At 38.8% G+C, this 20,855-nt stretch carries 20 protein-coding genes; 9 read left to right on the forward strand and 11 right to left on the reverse strand.

What is annotated here, in order from left to right; translation table 11 throughout:
- Positions 1-13: 13 nt before the first annotated feature.
- The 7 genes from D8802_RS04800 to D8802_RS04830 all read right to left on the reverse strand — a co-directional run bounded on the left by D8802_RS04800 (position 14) and on the right by D8802_RS04830 (position 8,133).
- A complete protein-coding gene (locus D8802_RS04800) occupies positions 14-1,210 on the reverse strand; it encodes an argininosuccinate synthase (protein ID WP_125394984.1) in 1,197 nt (398 codons plus the stop codon).
- Between the two features lie 15 nt (positions 1,211-1,225).
- Complete coding sequence (locus D8802_RS04805) at positions 1,226-2,032, reverse strand: ABC transporter substrate-binding protein (RefSeq protein ID WP_125394985.1); 807 nt, start codon at positions 2,030-2,032, stop codon at positions 1,226-1,228.
- 454 nt (positions 2,033-2,486) lie between these two features.
- Positions 2,487-2,693, reverse strand: a complete 207-nt coding sequence (locus D8802_RS10310; RefSeq protein ID WP_038805881.1) for a hypothetical protein — start codon at positions 2,691-2,693, stop codon at positions 2,487-2,489.
- 948 nt (positions 2,694-3,641) lie between these two features.
- A complete protein-coding gene (locus D8802_RS04815; RefSeq protein WP_125394986.1) occupies positions 3,642-4,544 on the reverse strand; it encodes a hypothetical protein in 903 nt (300 codons plus the stop codon).
- Between the two features lie 135 nt (positions 4,545-4,679).
- Positions 4,680-4,895, reverse strand: a complete 216-nt coding sequence (locus D8802_RS04820) for a hypothetical protein (RefSeq protein ID WP_125394987.1) — start codon at positions 4,893-4,895, stop codon at positions 4,680-4,682.
- Between the two features lie 503 nt (positions 4,896-5,398).
- A complete protein-coding gene (locus D8802_RS04825; protein ID WP_125394988.1) occupies positions 5,399-6,028 on the reverse strand; it encodes an ABC transporter ATP-binding protein in 630 nt (209 codons plus the stop codon).
- Entirely contained in the window at positions 6,025-8,133 is a 2,109-nt protein-coding gene (locus D8802_RS04830) for a bacteriocin-associated integral membrane family protein (protein ID WP_125394989.1), read from the reverse strand. Before D8802_RS04830 ends, D8802_RS04825 begins: the two co-directional genes overlap by 4 nt.
- A gap of 162 nt (positions 8,134-8,295) precedes the next feature.
- Between D8802_RS04830 and D8802_RS04835 the strand changes: the two genes are divergently transcribed.
- The gene (locus D8802_RS04835; RefSeq protein ID WP_125394990.1) at positions 8,296-9,159 is read left to right on the forward strand and encodes a helix-turn-helix domain-containing protein; all 864 of its coding nucleotides are present in this window, start codon (positions 8,296-8,298) and stop codon (positions 9,157-9,159) included.
- Positions 9,160-9,210: 51 nt separating this feature from the next.
- Here the strand turns inward: D8802_RS04835 and apf are convergent, their stop codons facing one another.
- A complete protein-coding gene (apf, locus tag D8802_RS04840; protein WP_125394991.1) occupies positions 9,211-9,837 on the reverse strand; it encodes an aggregation-promoting factor in 627 nt (208 codons plus the stop codon).
- Positions 9,838-10,077: 240 nt separating this feature from the next.
- Here apf and sdaAB point away from each other — a divergent pair, with 240 nt between their 5' ends.
- From sdaAB to D8802_RS04855, 3 genes are read left to right on the forward strand one after another with little or no spacing between them, the layout of a single operon-like run.
- Entirely contained in the window at positions 10,078-10,749 is a 672-nt protein-coding gene (sdaAB, locus tag D8802_RS04845; RefSeq protein ID WP_084975953.1) for an L-serine ammonia-lyase, iron-sulfur-dependent subunit beta, read from the forward strand.
- An 8-nt stretch (positions 10,750-10,757) separates the two neighbouring features.
- Complete coding sequence (gene sdaAA / locus D8802_RS04850; protein ID WP_038805886.1) at positions 10,758-11,630, forward strand: L-serine ammonia-lyase, iron-sulfur-dependent, subunit alpha; 873 nt, start codon at positions 10,758-10,760, stop codon at positions 11,628-11,630.
- Between the two features lie 21 nt (positions 11,631-11,651).
- Positions 11,652-12,281 (forward strand): HAD hydrolase-like protein, encoded by a 630-nt coding sequence (locus tag D8802_RS04855; protein ID WP_125394992.1) that lies wholly within the window; start codon positions 11,652-11,654, stop codon positions 12,279-12,281.
- Between the two features lie 95 nt (positions 12,282-12,376).
- Here the strand turns inward: D8802_RS04855 and D8802_RS04860 are convergent, their stop codons facing one another.
- Positions 12,377-14,227 carry a nucleoside-diphosphate sugar epimerase/dehydratase gene (locus tag D8802_RS04860; RefSeq protein WP_125394993.1) on the reverse strand — a complete coding sequence of 617 codons (1,851 nt, stop codon included), beginning with the start codon at positions 14,225-14,227 and terminating at the stop codon, positions 12,377-12,379.
- Between the two features lie 81 nt (positions 14,228-14,308).
- A complete protein-coding gene (locus D8802_RS04865; RefSeq protein ID WP_125394994.1) occupies positions 14,309-15,139 on the reverse strand; it encodes a glycosyltransferase in 831 nt (276 codons plus the stop codon).
- Between the two features lie 222 nt (positions 15,140-15,361).
- On the opposite strand from D8802_RS04865, the gene D8802_RS04870 reads away from it, so the two are divergent.
- The 5 genes from D8802_RS04870 (at position 15,362) to D8802_RS04890 (ending at position 19,517) form a co-directional block, all read left to right on the forward strand.
- Positions 15,362-16,528 carry a CynX/NimT family MFS transporter gene (locus tag D8802_RS04870; RefSeq protein ID WP_125394995.1) on the forward strand — a complete coding sequence of 389 codons (1,167 nt, stop codon included), beginning with the start codon at positions 15,362-15,364 and terminating at the stop codon, positions 16,526-16,528.
- Positions 16,529-16,663: 135 nt separating this feature from the next.
- Positions 16,664-16,990, forward strand: coding sequence for a PadR family transcriptional regulator (locus D8802_RS04875; protein ID WP_000273861.1), 327 nt, complete (start codon positions 16,664-16,666; stop codon positions 16,988-16,990).
- Positions 16,977-17,570, forward strand: coding sequence for a DUF1700 domain-containing protein (locus tag D8802_RS04880; RefSeq protein WP_049504588.1), 594 nt, complete (start codon positions 16,977-16,979; stop codon positions 17,568-17,570). The genes D8802_RS04875 and D8802_RS04880 overlap by 14 nt, the downstream gene beginning before the upstream one ends.
- Entirely contained in the window at positions 17,563-18,492 is a 930-nt protein-coding gene (locus tag D8802_RS04885) for a DUF4097 family beta strand repeat-containing protein (protein ID WP_125394996.1), read from the forward strand. Before D8802_RS04880 ends, D8802_RS04885 begins: the two co-directional genes overlap by 8 nt.
- A gap of 62 nt (positions 18,493-18,554) precedes the next feature.
- Entirely contained in the window at positions 18,555-19,517 is a 963-nt protein-coding gene (locus D8802_RS04890) for a DUF6574 domain-containing protein (RefSeq protein WP_125394997.1), read from the forward strand.
- A gap of 227 nt (positions 19,518-19,744) precedes the next feature.
- On the opposite strand, the gene D8802_RS10265 is transcribed toward D8802_RS04890, so the two are convergent.
- Positions 19,745-20,855, reverse strand: a 1,111-nt coding sequence (locus D8802_RS10265; protein ID WP_221762820.1) for an ABC transporter ATP-binding protein, incomplete at its 5' end; no start/stop codon positions are given.

The following is a 20,855-nucleotide window of genomic DNA, read 5'->3' on the forward strand; positions in this document are numbered from 1 at the left end:
TTCTATCGCGTCACTACTCAACATTTTTCTGAACTTCTGAATAAACCTTAGTCGGAAGCCCCCAAAGCTTGATAAATCCAACAGCCGCATCTTGGTCAAAAGTATCCGCACTAGTATAAGTCGCCAAATTTTCATCGTAAAGAGAATTTGGAGATTTCCGAGCCACTACCTGAGCGTTCCCCTTATAGAGTTTAACTTTTGCAGTTCCATTGACAACTTTCTGTGTCTCCTTGATATAGGCAATCAAAGCCTGAGTTGCTGGGCTAAACCACAAGGCATTATAGATGAGATTGGACAACTCATTTTCGATAATAGGTTTGAAATGAGCCACTTCTCTCACAAGAGTCAAGTCTTCAATCTCCTTATGAGCTGCCAATAAAGTCACAGCACCTGGGCACTCATAAATCTCTCTTGACTTAATACCGACTAGGCGATTTTCCACATGATCAATACGACCAACACCGTGTTTGCCCGCAATTTCATTGAGCTTTTGAATCAAAGCAGCCACTTTCATCTTTTCTCCATTGAGGGAGATGGGCACCCCACAGCTAAACTCAATGTCAATAAATTCTGGACTGTCTGGTGCCTCTTCTGGTGAAGATGTGATTCCAAATGCTTCTTCTGGTGCTTGGTTCCAAGGGTTTTCCAAAACACCACATTCATTTGCACGTCCCCAAAGATTTTGGTCAATAGAGTAAGGATTGTCAAGGTCAGCAGGAACTGGAACACCATTTTCTTTGGCATATTGGATTTCTTCTTCACGAGACCATTTCCACTCACGAACAGGCGCAACTACCTTTAGATTGGGATCCAAAGCTGCAATAGAGACTTCAAACCGAACTTGGTCGTTTCCCTTACCTGTACAACCATGGGCAATTGTGGTTGCCCCCGTCTGATGAGCTATTTCAACAAGTTTTTTTGAAATAAGAGGGCGACTCAGAGCTGATACCAAGGGATACTTCTGTTCATAGTAAGCATGAGCCTGAAGGGCCACTAAAACATAGTCATTAGCAAATTCTTCCTTAACATCAATGACATAAGACTCAACAGCCCCAACCTTGAGAGCTTTATCGTGGATGAACTCCAAATCTTTTCCTTCACCCACATCCATACAAACAGCAATCACATCATAGTCTTTTTTTAACCATGTAATAGCAACCGATGTATCCAATCCACCTGAATAGGCTAAAATGACTTTCTCCTTACTCATTTCTCTTCCTTCTTTCTATTTTTCGATAGAGGCTTTAAAAGCATCGTCAATCAATTTGTCCAACTCCCCAGAATCCTTCAGCTTCTGGATGGTTTTGTCAACCGCTTCTTTCAATTCCTTACTGTCTTTTTTCATCGCAACAGCGTAGGAATCGTCTTTATCATTGTCAACATCAAACTCAGCGATGGCTAGGTCTGGATTATTCTCTACATATCCTTTCGCCACTGGTTCCTCAAAGATAACCGCATCCAGTTGCCCAGATTTCAAATCTGTTATCAAATTTCCATTTTTAGGAAGTGAAACGAGAGAAGAATTCTGCAAGGTTTCTTTGACCAAAGTCTCCTGAATAGAACCTTTCTGCGCTCCAACCTTTTTCTGAGCCAAATCCTTCACCGATTGGTAATTCGTTAATTCAGATTTTCTTACGATAACCTTATTTTTCGAAGTGTAGTAGGGAATTGAAAAATCGTAAACTTGACTTCTCTCCTCCGTTTTAGAAACACCTGATATGGCAAGATCGGCCTTACCTGAATCAAGACTAGCCAGTACATTGTCAAAACTCATTGGAGAGAACTCCACTTCCACACCTAGCTCCTTTGCGATGGCTTTGGCTAGCTCAACATCTGAACCTACAATCTGATTTTTCCCATCGACCAATTTCTGGTATTCAAATGGAGCAAACTCTGGATTTAGAGCCACCACCAATTTTCCTTTAGATTTAATGGCTTCAACACCTTGGGACTGACTGTTACTACAAGCAAACAATAAGGGAAACATAAGCAAACCAAACATCGTCATCAGCACCTTCTTTACTTTATTCATAGAAAACCTCCTCTTATTTTTATACTTTTAAATTGTATAAATAATACACTTCTTAAAAACATTTGTCAAGCCAAAACTGAATTTTATTTAAGAAAAATCTTATTATGTAATATATTTTTACATTTAATAAGCTTATTTATACAATTTGAGTTTTAAAACAATTTAAAACATTGCATTGAATTCATACAAAAATATCTTTCCTGAAAAGATATTTACACTTTTTGTTCTAGCAAAACAAAAAAGAGCCCTAAAGGACTTTCAGAACGTAGACAAACCCTATCAGAGTTTAAAAATTGCTCTTTTGAAGGTTGGCTATTATATAGTAGAAACTCCTAGGAATGCTGATATAATGCTATTTTTAAGAGTTTTCTACTTTCTCTAGCAAAAGAAAAAGATTGAAGAAAAAGTCCATTTTGGACAATTTTCTTCAATCTGGACACTTTTCAAATCCAAACTATTCTTTATAGAAAAAATTCCTATAAAATCGAGCAATAGTTAAAATACAAACAAATATAATTCCCAAAATAGATAATACTATGTTCACAAAACTCATTTCAGAACCTATAACATAGATATGAAAAAGAGGGGCTAGTCCTACACATAGAGACAATAGATAACTAATAAATCTTATCTCACCAATTCCTGCAAAAAAATGTTTCATGTAACGATTCTCCATTTGCTCCATTAAATCAGTTTTATTTTAGAGTAGCATAAAATAAGCAATCCTTCAATAAAATCCATTGGCGAAATACTATTCTAAAGCATTGATAGCTCAGATTTCTCAGAATAGAGCTGTCCAAACTATCGAACAGCTCAAGCACATATATATCCATGCAATTCTAAGTTTAGAATTGCTATAAAATAAATGTTTTGTGGTTATTCTAAGCCTTTGACTGCTTAAAATTTTACGTTCTGAAGGATTCTAAAGCTAGAATAGCTCAAAATCACGAGAACTAGGGTATTCGAAGCTTAAGAGGCATACGATTTCCATAGGAATACTCCATTCTTATTAAGCCCAATTAAAATATAATTCTAATAAGTGATCCTCGACTGTATTTGTAGCACTTAGTTACCTAGATAAGATGGGGTGCTTTGTCATAGACAATACCTACTGCAACTATTATACAATCAGATTATTTTACAAAAAGCTATGTGGATGCTTTCCACCATAAAACAGTCAATACTAATAATTACGTACTCACTAACACAAAATTTATTTTTTTTGACTTAGTAACGCAATTCCAATTAGCAATACACCTATTATAAATAAAAGTATTTCCCAAAATTGAGTTTCAATTTTGAAAAAAGGTATAAGATACATACTGACTAATATGACACTTGCTCCTAAAATAGCAAATACTAGTCTAACTTTATCACTTAGTCGAATCATATTCTATCCTCATAAAATAAGTACGTGCTCCATTCACTGCAACGTTTCTCCAAAAAGAAAACAATCCCTTGTGTAGAGATAATACTCTATTAAGTTACACCATCTCTTCATTTCCCAATTAAGATACTCTCTCTTTTAGCTAATCATTTTCTATAGATGAACAGATTTGCAAACCTAATTAGTTGAAATTATTTCATTTGTTTTACAAATAGGACGAACTTAAACTATCTTTTTATTACTCAGTAATAATTTCCGAGATTTCATTTTATCGTATTCTCTATTCATACAGAAATCAAAATTTTGCCTTAACCAACTTGTATAATAGAAAAAATCTAATTGATTGATTTGAAGAAGCTGCATCCTGATTTTATCGAGCTTGTTGGACCAGTTGTTATTGTTACTAATAGAAATCTCATACATCAGTAACTCGACAAGACCTGTACACAGAAGAGTATTCTGAGAAACTTCGATTTTTTTCAAAATATCCTCAAAGAGTTCACTATCCGTTAAAAAGGTAGATTGGTTAATCGCATCATACAGCTGAAGAGACATTAAGTCAGAATAAGTTAGCTCTGATTTTTGTATTTTATCCTTTAACGTTTTCGTCAAATCACTTTCAAACGAATCTTCTTTTTGCCATTTGTTTTGATTAAAAAGAAATTCCGTCTTATTAAAAACGATATGGTTGATATCCATTATGGTCCAGAAAAATATTGTAGTAAGCATGATGATAGCAAAAGGAATTTTTAATATAAATACTAGGATAATAGCAATTTCAAGAATAAAACTCCATATAATTCTAGATTTCAAATCATCAGTAGACAAACTTTTACGATGGAATGAAAAATAGGGTGAGAATCTCACATTTAATCTCTTCCTTCTTATAAATATAAAAGGAAAAATCGTAATAAGACCTTCTTTCTTGTATAAATCTTTCAATGCATATAGTATGTCTAAAACTATTTTTGAGAAAATCAAACTACAGAAAGTAAGAGACATACTGAGCACAAAATCAAGGGGAGATTCTAGATTCAATAGCAAGTTATTCACTAGGACATGCAACTCTAGCCACAAGCCCAAAAGAGGGAGCATCAGTAAGAAAACAATTAGTTTACGCATCATAATTTTACAGTGTCCTTATCTTTTTTTAAGTTTGTATAAATCATCATTGCTATCATTTTCAATGCCACAGAGCACTTTCTGTAAGTCAATATTTGATAAAGCAGAGTTTTAAACCCTGCTTTATTGATAAAAACTTTAGTCATCATCGTCTCTATAAAAATATTTTCTATACACCCTTGATAATACCAAAATTAATGCCAATATCATACCAAGAGCCATAATAATAGAATTTATTAGATTTATTTTAGTATATCCAATCACTAGTCCAATAATTGGACTAGTAGACATGCTTAGATATAATAAAAATGACAAAAAATGAATCTCTCCAATTCCTGCAAAAAAATGTTTCATTTTATCGTCTCCCCTTTTACCCCATTAAATCAGTTTTATTTTAGAGTAGCATAAAATAAGCAATTCTTCAATAAAATCCATTGGCAAAATACTATTCTAAAGCATTGATAGCTCAGATTTCTCAGAATAGAGCTGTCCAAACTATCGAACAGCTCAAATACATATATATCCATGCAATTTTAAGCTTAGAACTGCTATAAAATAAATGTTTTATGAGTATTCTAGGTCTTTGACTGCTTAAAATTTTGCGTTCTGAAGGATTCTAAAGCTAGAATAGCTCAAAAATCACGAGAACTAAGGTATTTAAATCTTAAGAGTCAAACTATTTCCATAGGAATTATCTTTTTTAATAAGTGTGGTTAGGAGGTAATTTTAGGGAATCTCCTAAAAACAACCGATTTTCTATTTTTATCAATCAAAAAATATTGATAAATTCGTGTTTTAAAATTAAATTTTAAAGGTGTCCTTAAGTTTAAAGATTTTTGATAAGATTTCTGTATTTTTCACAATTCAATAACTCGATGGCATTGTTGAGCCACATAGGCATCGTGGGTAACGATAATGACCGTTTTCCCTTCCTTGTTCATATCTAAGAGAAAGTTCAAAACAAAATCTCGATTTTCAGGATCTAGAGAACCGGTTGGTTCATCTGCTAAAAGGAGCTGACTGGGTTTTAAAATGGCTCTAGCAACTGCGATTCGCTGCTGTTCCCCTCCAGATAACTCTGAAACCTTCTGATGTAGAGTTGATGGCAACCCCACTCTCTCTAAAATTTCTTCTATCCTTTTGACTTTGTCTTTCTTGGACAATTTCACATACTTTAGAGCAAGCATGAGATTATACTCTACCGTTTCATTGTCAATCAGAGCAAAATTTTGAAATAGATAAGAGATATGTTCGCGGATAATCGCTTGCGACTTAACAGAGTTGACAGGTACATTTTGCTGACCGAAAATTTCATAATGTCCACTGTAATCGCCATCTATCAAACCCAAGAGATTTAACAAGGTTGACTTGCCACTACCACTCTTTCCAACTATCGCAACTAAGTCCCCTTGGTTAATCTTTAGAGATAAGTTCTCCAAAATAACTTTTTCCCCAATGGTTTTCGTAACATTTTCCAACTTTATCATAAGATGTCCCCTTTCAATAACTGCGCTACATTTCGTTTTTCCATCTTAGAACCCAAGAAAAGTACAAACAAAATATCTAAGCATGTAAATCCTGCAAAAAGCACGAGTGGAAAAAGAGCATGGGCAAAGAATAACAAAACCATAAAAGGAAGGCTATAAACGGCTAATAGGAGACCCAGCAAGGAACGATACCGATCTATCAATTTCCAGCCCATAAACTTCTTGGTAATAATATCTGTTCGCTTCAATAAGAAAGTTGTTACTAGTAAGAAGTAGGAAATCATCATGCTAAGGAGACCAAACAAAGCAAAGAGTATGTTAAAATTTCGAACAGCATCTCGGTAAGAATCTACTTTCTCTTGTTGAATGGCTTGAATAGATGAAAATTTTAAATAATTCCCATCTGATAATTTCTCAACTAACTCTGTAATCTCTTTTTGATGTTGAGCCGTATTTTCAATTTTAATCGGGTTATTTAAACCTGTTGTTGACAGAGAGGCTTTTTCATCCCACGTCATATCGGAATCATTGACCAAACTAATAATTGGATTGTAGAGATTTTCCTTTCGCTTCTCGTTATAGGGGAAGAATGACCAATCACCTTCATAGTAGGCGATCTCGACATCCATCTCCTCTATCGTTCGTTTTTGCTGCTCCTCATACTTCATCGAAAGATAGGCAATTAATTTCCCCAAGAGCTGATTTTTATCTTCTTCACCTTTCGTACTTGCTGGCATCAAAATAACTTTTTTAGTGCCGGTATCTGGTAGCTTGAATCCCTTGCTCTTTAGAAAATTGCGATTGGCATAGTAAACAGTTAGCATATCAGCCAGTTGATACCGCTGCACTTGTTCTGCAGTGGCAAAATTTTTTATAGGCAGGTTGCTAGTTTGCACATAGCCCGCCTGCGTTTTTTCTACCAAATCCTGATAAAATCGATAAAAATAATCTACTGCCTGCCCTGAGCCTGCCAACTGCTCTTGCCACAGGTTATCATTGAGTTGAAAGGTTTCTAAGGTCAGATAATTTCCTTGACTGATCCACTGTCTCTGGTAATCCAACTCTTTGTTTTCTTGCTCCAAACTTTTCCCCACCCCAATCAGTAAAACCGTCAATAAAATAGTGGTTCCAATTTTCATCAAATAATTAAATATCAAACCAAATTTGAAAGATGAAAAACCTTTCAGCAGAGAGCTGATTGTCATTTTTTGGATTAAGAGATAAGTCAACCAACTGATAAAGAGATAAAGTTGCAAAAGCAAAAAATGAGATAACCACAGCATAGGGAACAAATCTTTCGGCTTATAATCAAGCAAGAAACACACTCCTAGATTGATCACAAGCGCCCCACCTAGGAGGAGGTAAAGGTTGCCTTTCACAACATCAGCTAAAACAGCCCGATCTTGAAAACCAAGCAACTTTTGTACACCGACTCTTTTCATCTCCATCATCGGCTGATACACTGTTACTAACACAAGAAGTAAAATGGCCAAGACAAAAACAATGGCAGATAAAAGCAAATCTCGATTTATGACTTCCACTGCACTTTTGTAGGTTGGCTCTAGCAAGGTAGCCTGATCTGTCTTGAAAAAATCACTCCACTTCTGTAAAATCTGATCCCTATCCATCTCTTGAGTCGAACTAATCGTGTAGCGACCATTTAAACTACGAGATGTATCTTTGATATAGGCTTGAAAAGTCATAAGCTGAATAGGCTTGGCTTTTAGAAAGGTCGGAATCGTACCAAGTTTATTGGAAATTTCTTTATTACTGTAGACTCCTTCACCATCTGTAGAAAAATCAAGGGAAGAAAGTCCAAACTCTTGGTAGGGGAAGGTATCTTTATCAAAAACACCAGACTTGATCACCTCATCACCACTGTCTGTTTTGATGATGGATACTTTGTATTCCTTTGATACATCCTCAAAAAATCGAAGTACAGATGCTGCAGGTTCGTTAATATCTTTCAAATACAAATCCAAAGAATCTACAGTCTTTCCCATTTCCTGAATCCGAACCACTTCTCGTGTGTAGTTTACATTAAAAACAAAAAAAGTAGTACACAGAAGCAGAAGTAACATACAGAAATTACTGATTTTTTTCATAAAGATACCCCCTTAGTACTTTATCATCTTCGTCGTAGAATTTGTTACCCTTTTTCACAAATTTATTTTAGATTTCTTTTTTACTTTTTATACTACTATGATACAATATTTTTAATCAATTTCTATTTTTTGTTAACTTTTTTCACAAATAAGGAGGAGATCATGCGCTACGATTTTGGAAAGGTCTATAAAGAAATCCGTGAGTCAAAAGGGTTGACCCAAGAAGATGTCTGTGGCAGCGTCCTTTCAAGAACCAGCCTATCAAAAATCGAAAGTGGCAAGACAACTCCTAAATATGAGAATATGGAGTTTCTTCTCCGGCAAATCAATATGAGTTTTGAAGAGTTTGACTATATCTGCCAACTTTATCAACCAGGTCAACGCACAGAAATTATGCAAACCTATCTCAATATGAGCTCAATTCTAGGGACTAGTGAACTCGAAAAACTATTTCAAAAATGTCAAGACTACCTCAAAACTCACCACGACCTCCCCATCAAAGAGATACGAGATATGCTAGAAATTGTTATCTATATCCGCCAAAATGGGACTAAAAAACTGTCAATCGAAGTTAACAATACTGTAAAGAAGCTATGGAAGAAGATAGAAAAGCAGGACACTTGGTACGAGAATGACTTAAAAATCCTCAATACCATTTTCTTTACCTTTCCTATAGAACATATCCATCTCATCACTGGAAAAATCTTGCAACGCCTGGAAATCTATAAAAACTATCAACATTTATATGACTTGCGAATGGCAATCCTACTCAACCTCTCCACCATTTACTTATACAATCAAGATAGAAATATGTGTAAACAAATATGCTATACTTTACTAGAAGATGCGAAGAACAAGAAAAGCTACGATAGGCTTGCTATCTGCTATGTCCGTATTGGGATTTGTACAGATGATTCTAAACTTATCCAAAAAGGTTTCTCCCTTCTAGAGCTAACCGATGAAACCTCCATGCTATCTCATCTCCAAAAAGAAGTAGAAACCTATTATCAACCGAAGGAAATATAAAAAAATCGAGGAAATTCCTCGACCTTTTCATATTATTCTGTTAGTTATTTCTTAATACCAACCGTTGTTAAGCCAGAAGTTCTTGGCAGCTGTCCATGAACCGTAACGTCCTGCAACGTAGGCATCTGCTACACGTTCTTGGTTTTCAGCTGAGTAGTCACCGTTCAAGTATGAATCTGTTAATTGGTAACGTCCGATGTAACGTCCGTTTGTAGCTGTATAGCTACCACCTGATTCTTTTTGAGCGATCCATTCTTTGGCTTCTGTTTCAGAACCACTTACAGTAGAAGCTGTGTAACTTTCTTCTTCATAAGAAGTGCTGGTTGCAGCAGCTGGCGCTTCGTAAGTTGTTGTTTCAGTTATTTCTTCGTAAGTCGTAGTCTCTTCGATTGTTTCTCCTGTTGCAGCTGGGGCTTCATAAGTTTTCGCAGCTGGAGCTGTCCCTTCGATGACCAAAACTTGATCCACAAAGATCAGATGAATATCCTCTATCTTATTTTTTTCTGCCAATTTTTCAACAGTGGTGTTGTACTTCTCAGCGATTTCTGAAAGAGTGTCACCTGGTTTAACTGTATAAGTGATTGTTTCATCTGCAAAAGCAAGTGATGGTGCAAGGAAAGCAAGGAAAGTTGCTGCTCCTGCAAGAGTTAATTTGATTTTTTTAGTTGTTAATGTCATTTCTAAAAATTCTCCTTTTTACTATGCTTCTATCATACCGTTTGAATATTACCGTTTCTTGACGGTTTCGTGTAGAAATATTACAAAAATATTTTATATTTACTGAAATATTGATATTTTTGTCATAAAAGACAAGATTTTATACCATTTTTATCCATTTTTTCAGTTTTATAAGGGAAATAAGCACAGAACTTCATTCTTTGATATAATAGAAACAAGAATCTTTGTAAGGGGAAACAGATGCAATCACTTCGTTTTCAATCTGTCTTTGATATTATCGGCCCTGTCATGATTGGCCCATCAAGTAGCCATACAGCTGGTGCGGTTCGTATCGGAAAAATCGTGTCTTCTATCTTTGGTGATAGACCGACAGAGGTGGAATTCCAACTATTTAATTCATTTGCCAAGACCTACCGTGGCCATGGAACTGACCTTGCTCTCGTTGCTGGAATTTTAGGTATGGATACGGATGATCCTGACATTCCAAATAGCCTTGAGATTGCTCATAAGCGTGGTATCAAGATTGTCTGGACCATTCAGAAAGACAGCAACGCTCCTCACCCTAACACCACTAAAATTACTGTGAAGAATGAACACAAATCCATTAGTGTGACAGGAATTTCCATTGGTGGGGGAAATATCCAAGTTACGGAACTTAATGGTTTTGCCGTTTCTCTCAACATGAATACCCCGACCATCATCATCGTGCATCAGGATGTTCCGGGGATGATTGCCCATGTTACTGAAGCCCTCTCTCGTTTCGATATCAATATCGCTCAGATGAATGTGACTCGGGAAAAAGCTGGAGAAAAAGCTATCATGATTATTGAAGTTGATAGTCGAAGTTGCGAAGAGGCGATTGAAGAAATCCGAAAAATCCCCCATCTCCACAATGTCAATTTCTTTAAGTAGGAGGAAACATGTTTTATTCTATCAAAGAATTGGTCGAGCAGGCAGATCTAGACTTCCAAGGAAATGTCGCAGAACTCATGATCGCGACAGAATATGAACTGACCGGCCGGGAACGTGCAGAAGTTCTCCTCCTCATGGAGCGCAATCTAGAAGTCATGAAAGCCTCTGTTGAGCTCGGTCTTAGTGAAAACAAATCTCGTAGTGGCCTAACGGGTGGCGATGCGGCTAAACTAGATCGCCATCTCAAAAGTGGCAAGGCCTTGTCTGACTTTACCATCCTATCAGCTGCCCGAAACGCCATCGCGGTCAATGAACACAACGCTAAAATGGGCTTGGTCTGCGCCACTCCAACCGCAGGAAGTGCTGGCTGTCTGCCTGCCGTTCTTACTGCAGCTATTCAAAAACTTGACCTCAGCCACGAAGAACAGCTGGATTTCCTCTTTGCTGCGGGTGCCTTTGGCTTGGTTATCGCAAACAACGCTTCTATTTCAGGTGCTGAAGGTGGCTGCCAGGCCGAAGTTGGCTCTGCCTCTGCCATGAGTGCTGCAGCCTTGACCTTGGCTGCAGGTGGAACGCCCTATCAAGCTAGCCAGGCCATCGCCTTTGTCATTAAAAATATGCTGGGCCTCATCTGTGACCCTGTCGCTGGTTTGGTCGAGGTTCCCTGTGTCAAGCGCAATGCCATGGGAGCTAGCTTTGCCTTTATCGCGGCAGATATGGCCTTGGCAGGTATCGAGTCTAAGATCCCTGTTGACGAAGTCATAGATGCCATGTACCAAGTCGGATCGAGCCTTCCAACTGCCTTTCGTGAAACGGCTGAGGGTGGACTCGCTGCCACCCCTACTGGCCGTCGCCTACAAAAAGAAATCTTCGGAGAATAACTTTATCTAACAGGAGAAACTATGTCATCAATCTCAGCCATCTTTTTCGATCTAGACGGAACACTCGTTGACAGTTCCATCGGAATCCACAATTCCTTTACTCATACCTTTGAACGACTAGGAGTTCCGACTCCTGATGCTAAAACAATTCGTGGTTTCATGGGTCCACCGCTTGAAACTAGTTTTGCAACGTGTCTCCCAAAGGAGCAAATCTCGGAAGCTGTTCAAACCTACCGTTCTTACTACAAGAAAAAAGGGATCCACGAAGCGCAGCTCTTCCCTCGAATGACGGAATTACTTCAAAAACTCTCACAAACCTATCCTCTCTATATCACCACTACAAAGAATACTCCTACTGCTCATGATATGACTAAAAATCTGGGAATTCACCATTTCTTTAACGGCATTTACGGTTCTAGTCCTGAAACACCACACAAGGCGGATGTCATCCGTTATGCCTTGCAAACGCATCAACTCCCTGCAGACCGAGTCCTCATCATCGGGGACACCAAATTTGATATGATCGGAGCCCAAGAAACTGGCATTAAAAAGTTTGCTGTTACTTGGGGATTTGGAGAAGAGGCTGATTTGCTCAGCTATCAACCCGACTGGATTGCCCATACAATCGATGATATCATCAGTCAGCTATAACAAGCTAATAGCTTCAAACTACAGAGTAAAAAGGCCAAGGTTCTGTCTATACAAAACCTTGGCCTTTGATTTATGTTTAATTGTATGAGTCACTCTTACTCAATATGAGTTGTTTCATTTGCAAAGGAAATGATCGCTTCTTTAAGCTCATCTCCACTGAGTGAACGGAACTCCTCAATTTTCTGATTGATGGCTTCTAGTGGCATGACATTTACCTTACCAACGAAAATCTTGTCCATGACTTGGTTATCAACCAATTCGGTCGAAACCAAGAGTTCCTCATAGAGTTTTTCACCCGGACGAATACCGACTTCAACGATTGGAATTTCACTTTCCGTGTGCCCACTTAGAAGAACCATTTTCTTAGCCAAGTCATAGATCTTGACTGGTTTGCCCATATCGAGGATAAAGACTTCTCCGTCCTTGGCATAAGCGCCAGCATGGATTACCAGACGGCTAGCCTCTGGAATTGTCATAAAGTAACGTGTCATACGGAAGTCTGTCACCGTTACAGGACCACCTTCAGCAATCTGACGTTCAAAGACAGGAATCACGCTACCACGACTACCGAGAACATTCCCAAAACGGACTGCACAGTAGGTTGATTTGCTACGTTGGTTAAAGCCAGTGACAATCAACTCTGCCACGCGCTTGGTTGCACCCATAACGTTCGGTGGATTGACCGCCTTGTCTGTCGAAATCATAACCATCTTAGGTACTTTGGCTGCATCAACAGCCTTAGCAACATTATAGGTTCCTAGGATATTGTTCTTGAAGGCTTCTTTTGGATTGCGCTCCATCATCGGAACGTGTTTGTGGGCTGCAGCATGGTAGACAATGGCTGGTTTATACTGCTCAAATACCTGTAGAAGACGGTCATAGTCCTGAATATCTGCAATGACAGGAACATAATCAATTCCTTGAAATGTACGGATCAATTCATGATAAACGAGGTAGATGGAGTTTTCACCATGCCCCAGCAAAATCACGCGTTCAGGATTGAAGCGGCTAACCTGACGACAAATCTCCGAACCAATCGAACCGCCGGCTCCTGTCACCAAGATGGTCTTGCCTGTAAGCTCTGCACCAAGACGGGATTCGTCAAGACGGATTTCCTGACGCCCCAAAAGGTCTGTGATGTCAATTTTCTGGAAACCGCTACCTGGTTGGTGAAGTCCCTGAACAACTGTCTCAACCTTGGGCATCTTGTAACATTTGATACCGAGTTTATTACACATCTGCAGGATACGTTCGTACTCTGACGGATCAAGCGAAGGGATGGCTACGATGACACGCTCGATTTGGTGACGTTTGGCCAATTCAGGCAGATTATCATAAGAACCCAAAACGGAAATTCCACCTAGTTTTTGTCCCTTTTTCTTCTCATCATTATCCAAAATTCCCACTAACTCAAGGTCACTAGTTGGGTGTTGGTAGCTGTTCATAAAGAGGGCCCCACCATCACCAGCACCAATCAAGAAGGTACGGCGGTGTTCGCCCTCCCCACTTCCCTGCTTGCGCTTAGAATAAATCAGCTGCCAAGTGATACGAGGGAGTAAGATGAGGAAAGTACTCAATAAGATAAAGAGTATGATGAACCGGATAGAAAATAGAGGAAGAAAGGCGTAGCAAAGTCCGTAAGAGACAATGCTGCTGACAGTCACCCCAAAAAAGATTTTTAAGAAATCCGTGATTTTACTATAGCGACTGATACTAGCATTAAGCCCCCAAAATGCAATCATAAGTTGATAGAAGAGGAAAGCCAAACCAGTATAGATAACATAGTCCACAGGCGCTGGGTTAATCAAGCCATAAAAGAGAATGTAAGACACGATGATGGAAACCACCATACTAATAATATCAAATACACCCCAGAACACCTGCTTTTGCTGTTTATTTAAAATTTCAACCAGATCAATCACATAATCTGTTAGTTTTTTATTCATAGGAATTTACTCTTTCTTAAAAGAATGCAAATAAATATACTGTCATTATAACATCTTTTGGCTATTTTATCTTTTACAATACTATTTATTTTTTCTTAATAATTTCACAAAAATAAACTGACGTACAAAGCCTGGACAAAGTGCAACAATGGCCTGAATGGCTACACTTTTAGCATATTCCATGTAAGAAATTTGCCCTCGCTCAAGCATCCGTTGGCGAGCTTGACGATAGAGTTTAAGGTAACGCAAGCCACCTCGACGCTCAAACATCCCTGCACCGACACGAACCTTACACAAGATTTGATCTAGGTTCCCAGTCTTGGCACCTGCAGCAATCATATTGAGCCAAAGGAGGTCATCCTCCATGTAAAGGCCATCTTCGTAGTTGCCCGCCTTGAGGACCATGTCCTTTTTAAACATGACTGTCATATGGTTAAAGGCGCTTCTCATTCTCTGATAAGCCACAATGTCTGCGTGCTGGGTTGGAACACGACGATAAGACACAATCTCATTTGGATTGTCAATGAACTCTGCGATATGCCCGCCTAAGAGATCCAGATTTTCCTGTTCCATTAGTTGGACTTGCTTTTCAAAGCGGTCAGCTACCGCTATATCATCTGTATCCATGCGAGCGATGATATCGTACTGACACTGTAAAACACCGTATCGAAGAGCCAAACCTAAACCTTGATTTTCCTCTAAGGGGCAACGCTTAACTGGAATCTCTGACTGCGCTTCCACTTCATCTAGCACTTGATAGAGTTCGGGCGTGAGCGGCCCGTCCTCAACAAGAACAAGCTCACTTGGTTCCAAGGTCTGGTTTTGAATACTCTTGATAGCATCTCTTAAAAACGTCGGATTTTCCTTTACATAGACCGACATCAAGACGCTGATTTTTTGCTTTTCAGACACAGTTTTTCTCCAATTTATAGATTTCCTTCCACTATTTTATCACAAAATTTCCTAGTTTCCTATTTTTATATCAAATCAAGGAAAATTCTAGTAAAGAAATCCGTCCCCTTTCACTCTATTTTCAGTTAAATCGTTCTAGCTTTCTTAGCAGTCCTCTCCTTGACATTATAAGGAAAAAAACTTAAAATAAGCTGTTATTAAAATCATCCTATCGAGGTTTTCATGAAAAAACAATTACTCTTTTTTGTTCTAGGAATTGTCTTAATCGGGACTGTTTTACGCTCTCCTTTTACTGCTCTTCCAACCATTTTAGGAGATATCGCTCAGGGGCTAGGAGTCGAGGTCAGCTCTCTTGGGATTTTAACCAGTCTCCCTCTCTTGATGTTTGCTCTTTTCTCTGCTTTTGCGAGTCGCTTGGCGCAAAAGATTGGACTGGAACACCTCTTCACTTACTGTCTCCTCCTCTTAACTATTGGCTCTGTCATTCGTATCTTCAACCTTCCCCTTCTCTATCTAGGAACTCTGATCATCGGAGCGAGCATCGCCATTTTCAATGTACTCCTCCCAAGTATGATTCAGGCAAATCAGCCTCAAAAGATCAGTCTCCTAACAACTCTCTATGTCACTGCCATGGGGGGTTCAACGGCCATCGCTTCTTATCTTTCGGTCCCTATCACCCAAGCTAGTTCTTGGAAGGGCCTCATCCTCGTTCTCAGCTTTCTCTGTCTGGTCACTCTGCTAGTCTGGTTGCCAAATCATCGCCACAACCACCACTTAGAAGCCCAAAAAGAAAAGCAAGTCAAAGAGAATATTCTAAAAAGTAAAGATGTTTGGGCTATCATTATCTTTGGCGGTCTTCAGTCCTTGCTCTTTTATACAAGCATGACCTGGTTGCCAACGATTGCTATTAGTGCTGGTCTTTCTAATAAGGATGCAGCTCTCCTTGCTTCTATTTTTTCACTGATCAGCATTCCTTTTTCAATGACTGTTCCAAGTCTGACGACTCGTCTGTCAGATGGTCATCGTCGAATCATGCTAGCAATTATCTCTATCGCTGGGATGATAGGAATTGCCATGCTCTTGTATCCAACCAATAATTTCCTCTACTGGTTAGTTGCCCATCTCTTGATTGGAACGGCCTGCAGTGCCCTCTTCCCCTACCTCATGGTTTGCTTCTCACTTAAGACCAGTTCGCCTGAAAAGACTGCGCAACTCTCAGGTCTGGCGCAAACAGGGGGCTACATCTTAGCTGCTTTTGGTCCTACCTTGTTTGGTTACAGTTTTGATCTTTTCCAATCTTGGATTCCAGCGGTTCTTGCCCTTCTAGCCATTGATATCATCATGACTATCTCACTCTTTATGGTGGATAGGGCTGATAAGATTCTCTAAACTTCTAGTTTTTGCTAGGAGTTTTTTATATGTAAAATTTTTACACATATTTCTTGACAGGGCTTTCATATTGAGATACAATATATTTGAAAAGAGTATATATAAAATTTTTATATAATATAAAGGAGGTTTCCCATGTACTTCCCAACATCCTCTGCCTTGATCGAGTTTCTCATCTTGGCTGTACTGGAGCAGGGGGATTCTTATGGTTATGAGATTAGTCAAACCATTAAGCTCATCGCCAATATCAAAGAATCTACGCTCTATCCCATTCTCAAAAAATTGGAAGCCAGTGGCTTTCTAACCACCTACTCTAGAGAGTTTCAGGGGCGTATGCGCAAATACTACTCCTTGACCAATCGGGGCGTAGAGCAGCTCGTTACTCTAAAGGAAGAGTGGACGCTCTATACCGAAACCGTCAACGGCATCATAGAAGGGAGTATCCGCCATGACAAGAACTGACTATCTGACTCAGTTAGAAACCTATCTCCATAAACTACCTGAAGCTGACCGCATCGAAGCCATGGACTACTTTAAGGAACTATTTGACGATGCAGGTCCAGAGGGCGAAGAAGAACTCATTGCCAGTCTAGGGACACCAAAAGAAGCAGCTCATGATGTTTTATCTAACCTCCTCGACAAAAAAGTCAATGAAGCCCCTGCTCAAAAGAATGACCGTCAACTGCTACACATTGCCCTACTTGCCTTACTAGCAGCTCCTATCGGAATTCCTGTTGGAATTGCAATTATATTGACCATTATCGGGCTTTTTATCGCAGCCGCCTCCGTCATTCTGGCCTTCTTTACCGTCTCTGTGACAGGGATCCTACTGGGCGGACTCTTTATCGTAGAGAGTTTTAGTGTCCTAGTCGAAGCCAAATCTGCCTTTATCTTGATTTTCGGGGCTGGTTTGCTTGCTATCGGTGCTTCTTCTCTTGTTCTACTAGGTATCTCCTATGTAGCCCGTTTCTTTGGCCTCCTGATCGTCCGCTTGGTGCAATGGATTCTTAAAAAAGGAAAGAGAGGTGACAGACATGCGTAAATTGATAAAAGGATTTCTCATTTTTGGTGTGGTTTCTACAATCCTTGGTTTTATCATGATTATTGTAGGCGCCCAGTCCAATGGTATTCAAAGTTTGCTTGCCATGTCAAAAGACCCCGTCTATGACAGTCGTATCGAAGAAGTGACCTTTGGAAGTGAGGTGGAAAAACTTGATTTGGCCCTTGAGGAACACAGCCTAACCATCACAGAGTCTGTAGATGACAAGATCCATATCACCTATCATCCTTCCGTGTCTGGTCGTCACGATCTGACTACTGGCATGAGTGACAAAACACTGACCGTCACTGACAAACAAGCCTCCCAACATCGCTTTCTAGGTTCAGGAATCGAAGGCCTACTTCGTATTGCCAGCAGTTATTCTCACCGTTTTGACGAAGTCATTCTCTCCCTACCTAAAGAAAGAAAGCTGCAAGCAATCACCGTTTCAGCCAATCGTGGACAAACTAATATTCGTCAAGCCAATCTTGAAAATGCGACAATTAAAACAAAAAGCTATCTCTTAAGACTAACAGAAAGTTCTATCAAGAACAGCACACTAACGACACCCCATATCATCAATATCTTTGATACCGAACTGACAGATAGTCAGGTCAAGACGGAGGGGGGACACATCTATGCTGAAAATATTCATGTTCACGGTAAGGTTGAGCTAGAGGCCCATTCCACTCTAACACTCATTCTCTCCCAGAAAGAGACCGACCGTATCAATCTAGAAATTTCTTCTCAGCATGGTGGTATCTATCGTCAACCCAAAGAAGAACATCGTGGACAAAAAGAGAATGTACTTGCCAACCCTTATAAAACCGAAAAAGCAGATATCAAGGATTTACTCATTGCAAAAGCCAACCAGGATATCTACCTACCTAAAGAGGAGCACTCTGCTCCATCTAGAAACCATTGACAAAAACGCTTTCATCTGCTAATCTAAAAATAGAAAACGACCATAAAAAAGGAGGTTCCACCATGACACAAGAATGGTTTGAAAGCGCCGATCTTGAGAAGAAATCACCTCAGACGAAATCAGAAATCCAGCCCGGCCAACCAGAGACTTCGGAAACTGTGGAAACTGAACCACAAGCAAGCGAAGAAACTTCTGTCTCACCTAAAGAGTTGGAGACCCATGAGGAGGAAGCTCCCGAAATGATTGAGGAAACCCAAACCGAGGAAGAGGGAGAAGGGAAAACTGAAGAGGAGCACAAGCAAGAAAACCCTGCAAAAGAGAAAAGCATCCTCAGCAAGGCTTTAGAAAGTCCCTATATCCCAGACATTGACCTCCGCAAAACTGCTCGATTCAAAGAAGAAATCGCACTATTTTGGACTTGGCTACTGGATGCTATTCAAGAACCAACTGCCAGCAAGACTAGAGACCAAAAGCATCGTTATAGTGTCTTTGTCCTGCTCACCTTGCTATCTGCGATTAACCTTTTCTTTAGTATCTATCATATCAAGCACCTCTACTATGGCTATATGGCCTCTATTGCCAATAGTTTACCTAACCAGCTCCCACCTTTAGATCTCTTTGCTGGCCTTTCTATCTTGATCGCTAGCGCTCTATTTTACTTTTCCATCATTTTGGGAGGCTTTACTGTCCGACGTGTGTTGGACCAGGAGAGCGACTTCACATTCCAAGAAGCCTTTGATCGGTATAGCAGACTCTTTGCTATCCCACTTGTCCTAACGGCTCTAGCAAGTTTCTTTGCACTCTTTGGTGGCTTACGATTTGCTGGCATCCTCACTCTTCTAAGCATGGCCATCTTTGCCCTTGGAAATCTCTTTGTGATTAGTAAGCCAAGTAAGGCCAGTAGCCTCGACCCATTTTATCGTTTCTTGCTCGCTGTCTTACTTGATGGTGCTATTCTCTTACCCTTCTTCATTGCAGAGCTTGCGCTGACAGTGGACTACCTTCGCATCCTGACATTCTTTTAACCAAAATCCCTGCCATTTGTTAATGACAGGGATTTTTATGTTTACTCTTTTTTAACCGTGTCTACTTGACGGCTGCCAATTCTTCAAAATCTTGTCCTAGGATGGTTTTATTACTAGAGTTCAGTAGTATGATAACATTGCTATGAAGCTCGTTATTTCAAATATTATACAAACTAGTTATAGGTAAAATTAAGATTAGAAAACATCAATCTCCGTTTTTTTAAATTTTAATGAAACTCATCCATATTAATAACTTTACTTGCTCTAGCAATAACATCCTTATCATGAGTCACGACAATTACAATCTTTTCCTCGCTCACTAATTTCTCAACCTCATTTAGAAATAATTCAGTTGAATTTCTGTCCAAATTTCCTGTAGGCTCATCGAATAGATAGATGTCTTTTTCTTGCGATAAACTCCTCATGAGTAGAATTTTTTGTTTCTGACCTTGCGAAATATTAGTAGCTTTCCCATCAATCTGATGACTCAGAGATACATTGAGATTCAGACTATCAAGATTATTTGATTCATAGTTTTCCTTATTAAATAGGGTGAAATTAATATTTTTTGAAACACTTCCAGGGAATACATGAAATTCAGATGAATACACGCTTAAATAATCCAAAATATTAGTCTCCTCTAAAGTAGAAAAACTTTCCATTCCATTCAGTACAATATCACCCTCTGTTGGAGAAGATAATCCCTGAATAATATTCAAAAGAGATGATTTGCCTGTTCCATTACCACCTGTAACAACTGTTAGCTCACCACTATTAAATTCCAAATTTAATTTATTAAATATCAATCTTTCATCCCATTTTTTAGATAAATCATGGCAGGACAACTGTTTAATTTTAGCTACTGAAATAGGAACAACATCCCTTTTCGCTTCTACCTCCTCTGTTCCGATAAACTCAAAGGAATATTGACTTTTTTTCAATGCTACCCAAGATGTAATTAAAGAACTTAAAATGCTAGATAAAAGTAATAGAATCAAAATACTATTTGCATACTCTGCTATATGTTCATAATCTCTCATAGAAATTATAGTAGCAATCAAAAATGAACCAGTTAAACCAATAAATATCTGAGTAGAAGCTAATAATCTATTGGTAATATGTGTACTATCTAGTTTCGTTCCCAACAGTTCATTGAGTCTTTCATTAAATTCTTTGATAAAGTCGCTAGATTTTTGGAAACTTATAATATCTTGCAAACCATAAATTGTATTTTCTACAAGAGAACTAAAGTTAGAACTCTTAGTAATAAATTCTCGCTGATTTTTTACAACTTTTCGTATCTCAAAATTTACATATAAGCCAAGAATAACTATAGAT

Source organism: Streptococcus oralis, assembly GCF_003943395.1.
Classification (GTDB): Bacteria; Bacillota; Bacilli; order Lactobacillales; family Streptococcaceae; genus Streptococcus; species Streptococcus oralis_BF.